General features: G+C 60.2%; 15 protein-coding genes. 3 read left to right on the forward strand and 12 right to left on the reverse strand.

The annotated features are described in order from the left end of the window. Positions 1–94: 94 nt before the first annotated feature. From AKG12_RS01920 to AKG12_RS01940, 5 genes are read right to left on the reverse strand one after another with little or no spacing between them, the layout of a single operon-like run. The gene (locus AKG12_RS01920) at positions 95–349 is read right to left on the reverse strand and encodes an exodeoxyribonuclease VII small subunit (protein WP_052817396.1); all 255 of its coding nucleotides are present in this window, start codon (positions 347–349) and stop codon (positions 95–97) included. A gap of 2 nt (positions 350–351) precedes the next feature. After that, positions 352–1,287 carry a histone deacetylase family protein gene (locus AKG12_RS01925; protein WP_052817398.1) on the reverse strand — a complete coding sequence of 312 codons (936 nt, stop codon included), beginning with the start codon at positions 1,285–1,287 and terminating at the stop codon, positions 352–354. Positions 1,288–1,312: 25 nt separating this feature from the next. Then, positions 1,313–1,876, reverse strand: coding sequence for a biotin transporter BioY (locus tag AKG12_RS01930; RefSeq protein WP_052817401.1), 564 nt, complete (start codon positions 1,874–1,876; stop codon positions 1,313–1,315). A 5-nt stretch (positions 1,877–1,881) separates the two neighbouring features. Continuing rightward, on the reverse strand, positions 1,882–2,514 hold the full coding sequence (locus AKG12_RS01935; RefSeq protein ID WP_052817404.1) for an energy-coupling factor transporter transmembrane component T family protein: 633 nt from the start codon (positions 2,512–2,514) through the stop codon (positions 1,882–1,884). Beyond that, positions 2,511–3,191, reverse strand: coding sequence for an energy-coupling factor ABC transporter ATP-binding protein (locus AKG12_RS01940; protein ID WP_052817406.1), 681 nt, complete (start codon positions 3,189–3,191; stop codon positions 2,511–2,513). Before AKG12_RS01940 ends, AKG12_RS01935 begins: the two co-directional genes overlap by 4 nt. A gap of 113 nt (positions 3,192–3,304) precedes the next feature. On the opposite strand from AKG12_RS01940, the gene AKG12_RS01945 reads away from it, so the two are divergent. Then, entirely contained in the window at positions 3,305–4,501 is a 1,197-nt protein-coding gene (locus tag AKG12_RS01945; protein ID WP_052817408.1) for a winged helix-turn-helix domain-containing protein, read from the forward strand. Between the two features lie 269 nt (positions 4,502–4,770). Here the strand turns inward: AKG12_RS01945 and ribB are convergent, their stop codons facing one another. From ribB to AKG12_RS30620, 3 genes are all read right to left on the reverse strand, one after another. Continuing rightward, positions 4,771–5,871 carry a 3,4-dihydroxy-2-butanone-4-phosphate synthase gene (gene ribB, locus AKG12_RS01950; RefSeq protein ID WP_052817410.1) on the reverse strand — a complete coding sequence of 367 codons (1,101 nt, stop codon included), beginning with the start codon at positions 5,869–5,871 and terminating at the stop codon, positions 4,771–4,773. 91 nt (positions 5,872–5,962) lie between these two features. After that, on the reverse strand, positions 5,963–7,057 hold the full coding sequence (gene aroC / locus AKG12_RS01955; RefSeq protein ID WP_052817412.1) for a chorismate synthase: 1,095 nt from the start codon (positions 7,055–7,057) through the stop codon (positions 5,963–5,965). Positions 7,058–7,120: 63 nt separating this feature from the next. After that, complete coding sequence (locus AKG12_RS30620; RefSeq protein WP_197283289.1) at positions 7,121–7,411, reverse strand: hypothetical protein; 291 nt, start codon at positions 7,409–7,411, stop codon at positions 7,121–7,123. Between the two features lie 83 nt (positions 7,412–7,494). On the opposite strand from AKG12_RS30620, the gene AKG12_RS01965 reads away from it, so the two are divergent. Continuing rightward, on the forward strand, positions 7,495–7,755 hold the full coding sequence (locus tag AKG12_RS01965) for a DUF1344 domain-containing protein (protein WP_006309807.1): 261 nt from the start codon (positions 7,495–7,497) through the stop codon (positions 7,753–7,755). 279 nt (positions 7,756–8,034) lie between these two features. Here AKG12_RS01965 and AKG12_RS01970 read toward each other — a convergent pair whose 3' ends face one another. The 4 genes from AKG12_RS01970 to AKG12_RS01985 form a co-directional block, all read right to left on the reverse strand. Then, a complete protein-coding gene (locus AKG12_RS01970) occupies positions 8,035–8,628 on the reverse strand; it encodes a histidine phosphatase family protein (RefSeq protein WP_046798493.1) in 594 nt (197 codons plus the stop codon). A gap of 91 nt (positions 8,629–8,719) precedes the next feature. Continuing rightward, positions 8,720–9,538 (reverse strand): enoyl-ACP reductase FabI, encoded by an 819-nt coding sequence (gene fabI / locus AKG12_RS01975; RefSeq protein WP_046798494.1) that lies wholly within the window; start codon positions 9,536–9,538, stop codon positions 8,720–8,722. Positions 9,539–9,669: 131 nt separating this feature from the next. Beyond that, complete coding sequence (locus AKG12_RS01980) at positions 9,670–10,785, reverse strand: DnaJ C-terminal domain-containing protein (protein ID WP_052817416.1); 1,116 nt, start codon at positions 10,783–10,785, stop codon at positions 9,670–9,672. A 209-nt stretch (positions 10,786–10,994) separates the two neighbouring features. Continuing rightward, a complete protein-coding gene (locus AKG12_RS01985; protein WP_082178655.1) occupies positions 10,995–11,444 on the reverse strand; it encodes an RT0821/Lpp0805 family surface protein in 450 nt (149 codons plus the stop codon). A gap of 56 nt (positions 11,445–11,500) precedes the next feature. On the opposite strand from AKG12_RS01985, the gene pdxH reads away from it, so the two are divergent. Next, entirely contained in the window at positions 11,501–12,121 is a 621-nt protein-coding gene (pdxH, locus tag AKG12_RS01990) for a pyridoxamine 5'-phosphate oxidase (RefSeq protein WP_046798497.1), read from the forward strand. The last annotated feature ends 1 nt before the right edge of the window (position 12,122 follow it).

Raw genomic sequence — 12,122 nt, forward strand, 5'->3', positions numbered from 1 at the left:
GATCCTCGGGACAAGCCCGAGGATGACGTCGAGTATTTGAATCGGGAGGTGGCTACTTTATCGAATCACGTCCAAACGCTCCCGCTAAACGCAGTCACTCCCCGTCGAGCGGCTCCACGCCCTGCGGCTTGCCCGCACGATCGAGGCGAATCTTCTCGATTCGCTTTTCAGCGGCACTCAGCAGCGTCTCGCAGTGCTTTTTCAGGGCCTCGCCGCGCTCATAGATGGCGATTGATTCGTCCAGCGCCACGTCTCCGCGTTCCAGGCGTGCGACAATGCTTTCCAGCTCGGCGACGGCTTTTTCGAAGGAATAACCGCTGACATCGGCTGTGTTGGCATTTTCCGTCATGTTCAACCCTTCATCATTCTCAAAATATGCATGGCTGCCGATTCTGCCAGCCCTTCCAGATCATAACCGCCTTCAAGCAGGCTGACGACCCGGTTCGAGGCGTATTTGTCGGCCATTTCCAGAAGCCGGCCCGTTGCCCAGTCGAAATCCTCACCCACCAGATTGATCTGCGCCAGCGGATCGCGGTGATGCGCGTCGAAACCGGCGGAGATGAGGATGAGATCGGGCGAAAAATCGGCGATCGCCGACAGCACGCGCGACTTGAAGGCCTCGCGGAAATACTCGCTGCCGGTGTTGGGCGAAAGCGGCGCGTTGACGATATTGTTCTTCACGCCGGTTTCGTTTTTATCGCCGCTCCACGGGTAAAGCGGCATCTGGTGGGTGGAACAGAACAGCACTGACGTGTCGTTCCAGAAGATGTCCTGCGTGCCGTTGCCGTGATGCACATCCCAGTCGATGATGGCGATGCGCTCTGCGCCATGTTTTTTCTGAGCATGGCGGGCGGCGATGGCCACATTGTTGAAAAGACAGAAGCCCATGGCCTTTGCGGTTTCCGCATGGTGGCCTGGCGGGCGGGCGGCGACGAAGACATTGTCGGCCGCACCGGTAAACACGTCGTCCACCGCCGCCATGGCTGCGCCGATGCCGGTCAGCGCCGCCTGCAGGCTTTTCGGTGAGGCATAGGTATCCGCCTCGATGCGATTGATCTCGCCATCCTCTTGCGGGATCTGGCGCATGACGGCAAGCAGATGTTCTTCCGGATGCGCCAGCAGCACCGCATCCTCATTCGCCTGCGGGGCTTCCTTCCGTTCCAGCCGCTCGAAATTCGGGTGTTCGAGCGCGATGTTCAGCGACCGTAGACGATCCGGCCGCTCGGGGTGGCCTTCGGGCGTGATATGCTCCAGGAAGATCGGATGTTCGTATAAACGCGTCGCCATTCTTTTCCTCCTGGAGAAAGCTAACTCAGGCGCGCTGCGGCAGAAGCGGATAACCGGCCATCACGGCGCGGCCGGCAAGTGCGGCAAGCACGGCCTTCAGCGCATCGCCCGGAATGAAGGCGAGCGAACCCATGAAGGCCTTTTCGAAACCAAGCCCGACGACCAGCGCCAGATAGGTGATACCGAAAGCATAAAGCACGACCACGCCGCCGATCAGGCTGGCGACGAAGAAACCGATGCCCTGTGTCAGAGCGGACTGGCCGCGATTGACGAATTTTTCCGAGAGATAACCGGTGACGAAAACCGCTGCGATCCAGCCGATCAGGAAGCCCGTGGTCGGTGTGGTGAAGATCGAAAGGCCGCCGCGTCCGCCTGACAGGACCGGCAGGCCGATGGCGGCAATCAGGATCGTCAGCAGAACCGCGAGTGTGCCGCGTTTCGCGCCCAGCACGACACCGGCCAGCATGACGCCGAGCGACTGCGCGGTGATCGGCACGGGGATGAAGCCGAGCGTGATCGGCGGCAGAAGCCCGAGTGCGATGATAATGGCGGAAAACAGCGAAATCAGCACGAGGTCGCGGGTCGTCATGGCGCTCAAAACTCCGGATGGTTGTCTGGCGCCAAGCTTTGGCCTCTGAAACCGCGCGCGTCAATGGCGTCGGCAATGGCATCGGCATCCTTCAACGTCATAATCACGAGCGGCACGATGATGGTTGTCATGCGCACCGGCAGGCCGCGCGCCCGGTGCGCATCACGCACCGCATGGTAACGGTTGACGATCTCGGGCACGAACCGCACCACCAGCCCGACTGCGAGCCCTATATCGGCAGCCTTCACCAGCCCCAGCCTTTCAAGCGGGGCGGCGGCAAGCCTGATCTCATCCATGAATTGCGAGATGCTGACGGTGATGGTGACGGCGGTGGCGAGAAGCGCGAGCGCCGTCAGCCGCAAAAGATTGACGGTCGCATCATGCGCCGGAAGCAGCAGGTAGCTGAAGGCGGCGACGAGGAGAATGGTCAGCATCACCGGCCGCAGCCGCAGGCCGATCTCCTTGAAGGGCAGTCGCGTCTCGCGCAGGATGACGGCGGCGAGAACCACGGCGCATCCCAGAACCAGCAGATCGCGCGTGAGGAACAATGCGATGCTGAAACCCATGAGCGCCAGAAGCTTGATGCGCGGCGAGACGCGGTAGAGCCAGCCGGTGCCTTCGACATGCAGCGATTTCATCGCGATGCCACCTCCAGATAGCGCGCCACCGCTTCTTCGGGGGCGGCATCGGCAATCAACGCGCCGCCGTGGAAAACCAGCACCCGGTCGAAGGCTTCAAGCAACGGCAGATCATGGGTAATGACGATGAGCGACTGCGAAAGCGCCGCCATGGTCTTTTCCACGACAGCCCGGTTTTTGAGATCAAGCTGGTTGGTCGGCTCGTCGAGGATGAGGATTTGCGGATCGGTGACGAGAAGGGCGGCCAGCGCCGCAAGCTGCAGCTCCCCGCCGGAAAGCTCATGCGCGCGTCTCTCTTCAAGATGGGAAATGCCGAGCCGGGCAAGAACGGCCTTCACCCGGTTTTCAGTTTCAGCCTTGGCGAGACCCAGTCGCTTGAGACCGAAGGCGACATCGTCGCGTATGATCGGCAGGATGATCTGGTTCTGCGGATTCTGGAAGATGAAGCCGACCGCCTGCAAGACCGCCTTGGCGTCGCTCACGGTGTCGAGGCCGTTCACCGAAACCTTGCCTTCGCTTGGCTTGTTCAGCCCGTTGATCAGCCGCGCAAAGGTGGTCTTGCCAGAACCATTGAGGCCGATCACGCCGATACGCCGTTCCGTCAATGTCACAGACAGCGGCTGCAGGGCCTGCCGACCCTCGAAAGCGACACCGGCGGCGTCGAAACGGATTTCCAAACTTACATCCTCGCGCTCGTTTTCCGGTTCTATACCCCGTCATCAACAGAAGTGAAACAAGGAACAAAAAAAGAACATTGCAATCCTGAAAAAGCCGTCATACCTTCTGCGCCATGGTGATCAAGGTTTCAAACGAAGCGGCAAGACGAATTTTTCTGGCGCGGCAAGGGCTTTCCTCGCCGCCCGGCAAGGCGCTTTCCAAGGATGGGCTGCTGCAGCTCATCACCGATATCGGGTTTGTGCAGGTGGACAGCATCGGCACGGTGGAGCGCGCCCACCACCAGATCATCTTCTCCCGCAACCAGACCTACAGGCGTGACCATCTGACGACGCTGCTGGAAAAGGACCGCGCGCTTTTCGAGCACTGGACACATGATGCTTCCATCGTGCCGACGGAATTTTATCCCTATTGGAAACACCGCTTCCGCCGCCGCGAGCCGATCATTCAGGAGCGCTGGCGCAAATGGCACGGTGAAGGCTTCGATGCCGCTTTCGGTGAAACGCTGGAGCGCATCGCCGCAACCGGCCCGGTTCTGGCGCGGGAGCTGAAGGAGGAGGGGCACCAGTCCGGCGGCTGGTGGAACTGGCATCCCTCCAAGACCGCGCTCGAATATCTCTGGCACACCGGCAAGCTCGCTATTGCCGGTCGGGTGAATTTCCAGAAGGTCTATGACCTCGCCGAACGGGTCATTCCCGGTGAACACCACGAAACCGAGGTGGAGCATGCGGAATTCGTCGACTGGGCCTGTCGGCAGGCGCTGAAGCGGCTGGGTTTCGCCACCCATGGCGAAATCGCCGCCTTTTTCGATCTCGTCACCCCGCAGGAGGCGAGGGACTGGGTCAAAAGCCATCGCGAAGAACTCTGCGAGGTTTCGCTTCTTGCAAGCGATGGCGACACTGCCCGCCCGTCCTATGCCTTTGCCGATTTCACCGCCGACCTGACCGACGTGCCGGAACCCTCATCCCGCGTCCGCGTCCTCAGCCCCTTCGATCCGCTGTTGCGTGACCGAAACCGCACGGAGCGGCTGTTCGGCTTTTATTACCGCATCGAGGTCTTCGTGCCCGAGCCGAAACGGCAATATGGCTATTATGTCTTCCCGCTTCTGGAGGGCGACCGCGTGATTGGACGCATCGACATGAAGGCGGATCGCAAGCGCAGCACGCTGGATGTTCGGCGCCTGTGGCTGGAACCCGGCGTGCGCGCCTCAGCCGGACGGCTGGAGAAGCTTGATGCGGAACTGGTGAGGCTGGCGAAGTTTACCGGGGTGGAGAGCGTGAACTACCTGGAGGGATGGCGGGAGGAAAACTGAGGTTTTTCGCACGGATGATTCAGGATAGGTCACCGGGCGCAACGTTACCGATCCGTGATGCCGCTTTTTCACACGGCGTCGCCGCTTGTTTCTTCTCCCCGCCGGGGAGAAGGTGGCCCGAAGGGTCGGATGAGGGGGCAAGCTCTCCGCAATCCGGCGAGGGCGCCCCCCTCATCCCGCTGCCGCGGACTTCTCCCCCTCGGGGAGAAGAAACAAGGGGCACCCGCTCGCTTCACAATTGCCCTGAAAAACCAAGGCAAACCCCGAAATCAGCAGATATCCGTCGCCGAAATCTGGATGCCGAAGCCTTCAAGCCCGACATAATGCCGTTCGCGGGTGGTCAGCAGCTTGATGGAGCTGATGCCGAGATCTTTCAGGATCTGCGCGCCGAGACCGATTTCCAGCCATTCGTTTTCGCGCGAACGGGCCTGCGCATGCGCCTCGTCCGGGTCGCGCGCCTTGCGACGTCCGGCTACCTGGCCGACGCCGACCGAGCCTTCACGCAGATAGACGATGACGCCGCGGCCTTCTTCGGCGATTTTCTGCATGTAATGCCGCACCGGCTGGCGGTCGCCGAACACGTCGTCGGCGACGTTTTCCGGGTGAAGGCGGACAGGAATGTCGACGCCGTCCCTGATGTCACCGAAAATCACCGCCATGTGCTGCATTGGATCCCAGGGCAGGGAATAGGTCTGCGCCTTGGCCGGCCCGAAGGGCGTCTCGATGGTGAAGGAGGATTCCATTTCCACCAGCGTTTCCTTGCGCTGGCGATAGGCGATGAGATCGGCGACGGAAACGTGTTTCATGCCGTGCGTGTCGGCGAAATCCAGAACCTGCGGGCCGCGCATCACGCTGCCGTCGTCATTCACCAGCTCGCTGATGACGCCGATGGGCGGCAGGCCGGCGAGCCGGCAGAGATCGACCGCCGCTTCGGTATGGCCGGAGCGCATCAAGACGCCGCCCTCGCGGGAAATCAGCGGGAAGATATGGCCCGGCCGGGTGAAATCGGCAGCGCCGACATTGGGGTTGGCAAGGTTGCGCACCGTCAGGGTGCGGTCGTCGGCGGAAATGCCCGTCGTGGTGCCGTGCTTGAAATCGACGCTGACGGTGAAGGCCGTCGTATGGGCGCTGTCATTTTCCGCCACCATGGCGTTGAGGTTCAGCCGTTTGGCCTCCTCGCGCGGCATGGGCGCGCAGACGATGCCGGAGGTATGGCGCACGATCAGCGCCATTTTCTCGGGCGTGCAGTGAACCGCCGAAATGATCAGATCGCCTTCGTTCTCACGGTCGTCATCATCGGTCACGACAACGATTTCCCCGGCTTCGAAAGCGCGGATGGCGTCGACAACGCGTTTCTGGTCATAGGCCATGGCGATATCCCCTCACTTCAGAGCAACGGTTCGTTGCTCTTTTTGTTTCTTTAGCGGATTGTCCGAAAACCGCTTCACACTTTTCGGTCCGCTAAAGCCGGCCGGTCTGGCCGCGGTCCCTCAGATAATGGTCGGCAACGGTGCAGGCCACCATCGCCTCGCCGATCGGCACGGCGCGGATGCCGACGCAGGGATCGTGACGGCCCTTGGTGCGCACATCGACATTGTTGCCGTCGGTATCGATGGACAGGCGCTCCGTCAGAATGGAGGAGGTCGGCTTGATGGCGAAGCGGGCGATGACTGGCTCACCGGTCGCGATGCCGCCGAGAATGCCGCCGGCATGGTTGGAGAGGAAGATCGGCTTGCCATCATTGCCCATGCGCATCTGGTCGGCATTTTCCTCGCCAGAAAGCTCGGCGGAGGCGAAACCTTCGCCGATCTCCACGCCCTTGACGGCGTTGATCGACATCAGGCTGGAGGCGATATCCTGATCGAGCTTGGCGTAGATCGGCGCGCCGATGCCGGCCGGAACGCCTTCCGCCACCACTTCGACGACGGCCCCGATGGAGGAGCCGGCCTTGCGGATGCCATCGAGATACTCTTCCCACACCGGTACCATGGCGGCATCGGGGCAGAAGAACGGGTTCTGGTCGACCTGATCCCAATCCCAGTTGTCGCGATTGATCCTGTGTTTGCCGATCTGCACCAGCGCACCGCGCACATTGAGATCAGGCACCACCTTGCGGGCAATCGCACCGGCGGCGACACGCGCCGCCGTCTCACGCGCGGAGGAGCGTCCGCCGCCGCGATAGTCGCGAATGCCGTATTTCAGGTCATAGGTGAAATCCGCATGGCCGGGACGGAACCGTTTGGCGATCTCGCCGTAATCCTTGGAGCGCTGGTCGGTGTTTTCGATCAGCATGGAAATCGGCGTGCCCGTCGTTATCATTGTCTCGCCGTCGTCATCCAGCATCACGCCGGAGAGAACCTTGACGAGGTCGTCTTCGCGACGCTGGGTGACGAAACGGCTCTGGCCGGGTTTGCGCTTGTCCATCCAGTGCTGCACCTCGGCAAGCGTGAAGCGAAGGCCGGGCGGGCAGCCATCCACCACGCAGCCAAGTGACGGCCCATGGCTTTCTCCCCAGGTGGTAACGCGAAATAGATGACCGAAGCTGTTATGCGACATAGTTCTCAAGACCGGAATGCAGGGCGCCTGCGGGTAGCGCCGTTTAAAACAAGCGGATTTGTCTTAGTGTAAATCCGGACAAGGCAAAAGCCTTTCTTTCTCAGCGGCCGGATAAGTGCGGTGCGCGCTACGGCAGCCCTCTGCCTTCAACCCTATGGTAGGCATGTCAATGAGGGTGGCGGCGGCGATTCGCACCGGGCGGAGATGTTTTTCGAAATGACGCAAATGTAAAAGCGCCGTCGTTTTCCACGTTAATCCGCAGTTTTCCAATATTGCCGCGAAATGCGGTGTAAAAATCACTAACGGCTTGAACACGATCCCAAATCCGTTCATCAATTGGGCCGAAAATGTCATGGTTGCGGGCAATTTCCGCCACATTCGAAAGGCAATTCTTCATGCATGTAAGGTTTTCACGCAAATCCACGAAAGCTAGATCGATGCGTATGATGATTGCCGCCCTTCTGGCCACCGCCAACCTGCTGATGCCCATCAACAGCTTCGCCCAGAGCGTCGATGTGGAAGGCACGATCAGCAAGATCGATGCGAATGGGCTGAGCATTACGCTCAACGACGGCAAGACCTATCGCGTGCCGGAAGAATTCAACTTTGAAGGCCTGAAGGCGGGCGTGAAGGTCGTGGTTTTCTACACGGAAGTGGATGGGAAACGCGTGGTCGACGATCTTCAGGTCGTTGAGTAAGCAGTCGCCTCTTACTCAGCCCCTTACGCCAAAACCTCCGTTGTGAAACAAGCGGGTGCCTCTTGTTTCTTCTCCCCGAGGGGGAGAAGTCCGCGGCAGCGGGATGAGGGGGCGAGGGTGCGGTTTATCGCCGGCGTTGCCCCCTCATCCGACCCTTCGGGCCACACTTCTCCCCGGTGGGGAGAAGAAACAAACCGCAATGCCGCGCATATACGACAGCCTCAAGGCGAGGAAGGCAACGAACAGGTTTGTGCGCTGTCGGCACTTTTTGCGCTTTCCTTACGAAATCCACTCCGCACTATTCCCGTCGATCTCGACCTTCAAGATCTGGTCCTGCGGGATCTGCGTCCGCGACGCCTCGTCCTTATCCATGCCTGATACCAGCCGGAAAATCGAGCGGATGACGCCACCATGGCAGACGCATATCGTCGGCACCTCGACGGAGGAAAGCCATGCGCCGATGCGCCAGGAGAGGATTTCATAGCTTTCGGCGTCCTGGCCGGGGGGAATGAAATCCCACTTGTTGGCCTTGCGCGCCTTCACCCGGTCGGGAAACTCCTTTTTGAGTTCCGGCAGGGTCTGCCCCTCCCAGTCGCCGAAGGAGACTTCGATCAGGCGGTCATCGGTGCGGTAGGCAAGGGGGTCTAGACCCATCGCGCCGCGCATCAGTTCCATGGTCTCGCGCGTGCGCCCGAGCGGGCTTGCCACGTAATCGAAATCCGTGGCCTGTTCTCCCAGCAGGCGCGCCAGAAGCCTGCCATTGCCGACCGCCTGCTGGCGGCCGAAATCGTTGAGCGGAATGTCTTTCTGGCCCTGAAGCCGGCGTATCGCATTCCAGTCCGTTTGTCCGTGACGGATCACATAAACGAGCAAGACGATACCCCTGTTTCAAGCATTGCCGGAGCGGGATGGCGAAAAACATGCGTGGTTTTCGCCAGAAATCCCGCTCTAATTCCAGTGGCGATCAGTCCTTCACCACCGAAATATCAGGCGCATCCACCGCCTTCATGCCGATGGTGTGGTAACCGGAATCGACATGGTGGATTTCACCTGTCACGGCGGTCGAAAGGTCCGATAGCAGGTAAAGCGCCGACTTGCCGACTTCCTCGATGGAAACGGTGCGCTTCAGCGGCGCATTATATTCGTTCCACTTCAGGATGTAGCGGAAATCGCCGATGCCGGAAGCGGCAAGCGTCTTGATCGGGCCGGCGGAAACGGCGTTGACGCGGATGCCGCGATTGCCGAGATCGACGGCGAGATAACGCACGCTGGCCTCAAGAGCGGCCTTGGCCACACCCATGACGTTATAGTTCGGCATGACCTTCTCGGCACCGTAATAGGTGAGTGTGATGATCGAGCCGCCATCATTCATGATAGGCTCCGCACGCTTGGCGACAGCGGCCAGCGAAAAGACGGAAATATCCATGGTGCGGTTGAAATTGTCGCGGCTGGTGTCGAGGTAACGACCCGTCAGCTCGTCCTTGTCGGAAAACGCAATGGCGTGCACAACGAAGTCGATCTTGCCCCAGTGTTTTTCCAGCGAAGCAAAAACGGCATCGATCGTCTCGAGGTCCGTCACGTCACAGTGGCCAGCCATGAAGGCGCCGAGTTCCTGCGCGAGCGGCTCGACGCGCTTCTTCAGCGCATCGCCCTGCCAGGTGAGTGCGAGTTCCGCGCCTGCGTCCGCGCAAGCCTTGGCAATGCCCCAAGCGATTGAACGATTATTGGCGACGCCCATGATGAGGCCGCGTTTGCCAGCCATGAGGCCGGATGCCTGAGCCATTTTATGCTCCCTGATACTTTCGATTGATCCTGCCTATGGCATAGGCTGCAATCCTGTTCAAGATTGTCAAAGATCATCAACTGTTAGGGAGCGTAACAAAGGGTGCGTTGTCCCGGCTATTCGCAAAACTTTCACAAATAGAGGCCTTCGCGCATGTGGCGCATGAGGTCAGTCACCTTTTCATCCGGCTTTTCGAGCAGAACGATACGCAATTCGATGACGAGATCGCCATATTCACCCTTGCCATCGGCAAGGCCCTTGCCGGCAAGCCGCAGCACGCGGTCCGAGCCGGACCATGCCGGGATGCTGAGATTTTCCTCGCCAAGCGGGGTGCGGACTTTCGTTTCGCAGCCCAGAACCGCATCACCAAGCGAGATCGGCAAAGTCGTGTGAATATCGAAGCCGCGCACTGAAAAGGCGTCGTCGCGTGCGGCAAGCAAGGTCACGGCAAGATCGCCGCGTGCCATGCCGGGAAGTTTCAGCCCCTGTCCCTTTAACCTCACCACATGGCCGTCGGTCATGCCGGGTTCCAGCTGGAAACGGGCTTCCCGCTCTTCGGCAAGCCCGATGGTCACCCATTTGCGCTCCAGAAGATCGGCAACGGTGATGGTGGCTTCGGCCGTAATATCAGGTGCCTTTTCCGGAACCGGCTGCGGCGTGCGGAACCGGCGCACGAGGGCGCTGAAAAGATTGCCGGCAAGCGAGGAGGGTGCGGATTTGTCGTCAACGGTGGCCGATTGTGCCGTTTCACCCGTTCCCGGAATGTCGCTTTTCGTGCCGCTGGCCGCAGCCTTGGCCGCTTCCGCCGCCTGTTGCACCTTGGGGTCGTTCTGCGCATCGGCCCCGAAAATACGCTCGACGATATCCTCGGCCGTTTCAGTTTTCCCGTCGGTTTTCTGGCCGGTCTGCGCCCGGTTGCGGGCATCGGCGCGGGCCAGTTCCTCCATCAGCTTCTCAGCTGCCCTGGCACGTTCGGCAGCCTCACGCGCCGCCTCCCGCTGTTGCATGATGGTTTCGCCACGCTTCTTCTTCTCAGCCGCCTGCCGGGCCTGATCGTAAAGATCGCGCTTTTTGGGGTCTTTCAAAAGGTCGTAAGCCTGCCCGATTTCGGCGAATCGCGCCGAAGCATCGGGATCGTCGCGATTGGCGTCCGGATGGACGGTTTTCGCCTTCGTGCGCCAGGCAGCCTTGATTTCCTCATGGCGGGCGTCACGTTTCACGCCGAGGATCGAATATGGATCGCGCATGCGAAACACCAGTTACGTTGGCTCAGTCTGCCGCCGTTCATGGCGCAATCCTGAAACTAACCCCTCCGAAAAGGGATGCCCGCGATCATTCGCGTACACGCCCTCGGTTTAATCAACGTCGACTGTTGCAATAAGTTGCTAATCACTCCTTTACGCAGGACGCGCGGCGCGTGGTGGCCGGCCTTATTCCATGCGCCAAGGTAAATAGATTATTTCTGCTCGAAGCGGGTCATCAACCACTCGCCGGTTTCCGACAGGCAGGCCTGTCCGGAGTAAGCGGCCACGCCTTCGAAGGAGTGGCGCGTCGTCCTGAAATCGCGGCAGACGAAACCGCTGGATTTGTCTTCGTGAATGGCGGTAACCACGCCGGCGCTGCCGGTTGCGGCATTGGCCCAGGGCAGCGGCTGGTCGGCAAGTTTGGCAAGATCGGCCGATGTTACCGCATTGCGGATGGTCGCATCATCGGTCTGCTGGCCGTTATTCTGCTGGTTGGGAACCGAGGCCGTGGAGAGCGAGCGGTCGACCTTGTCGCCGCCGAACAGATCGAGGCTGACACAACCGCTCAGCACCACGAGCATTGACACGACGGCGGAAACTTCCGCGATCGACGAAAGGAGGCCCTTTGTTCGACTGTTCGACTTTGCTATGACGGTCACCATCTTTCGCCAGAAATCATCTCTGGGGTCCAAATCAGCTCGGGAGCATTTTAGTCAATATGTCGGAAATGGGGTTAACATCCAGTGACTTCACGGAAGAAAATGAACCGTTCACGCTTTTTGCCGAATGGCTGAAGGATGCGACGGCTTCCGAAGTCAACGATCCGAACGCGGTTGCACTCGCCACCGTCGATGAAAACGGCCTGCCGAACGTGCGCATGGTGCTGTTGAAAGACGTCGATGATCGCGGTTTCGTTTTCTACACGAATTTCGAAAGCCAGAAGGGCCGCGAAATCCTCGGCCAGAAAAAAGCGGCCATGTGTTTCCACTGGAAAAGCTTGCGACGGCAGGTGCGCCTGCGCGGCGAGGTGGAGATCGTGACGGACGCTGAGGCGGATGCTTATTACGCCTCCCGCCCGCGCGGCAGCCGCATCGGCGCCTGGGCGTCCAAACAGTCACGGCCTCTGGAAGGCCGTTTCGCGCTGGAGAAGGCGGTGGCCGAATATACCGCGAAATATGCCATCGGCGATATTCCGCGCCCGGCCCACTGGTCCGGTTTCCGCATTCGCCCGGTCAGCATCGAATTCTGGCACGACCGCAAATTCCGCCTGCACGACCGCGTCGAATTCCGCCGCGAGACGCCGGATGCGCCGTGGTCCAAGGTTCGTATGTATCCTTGAA

Origin of the sequence: Agrobacterium sp. SUL3, from assembly GCF_001263295.1 — a bacterium.
Classification (GTDB): domain Bacteria; phylum Pseudomonadota; class Alphaproteobacteria; order Rhizobiales; family Rhizobiaceae; genus Agrobacterium; species Agrobacterium tomkonis.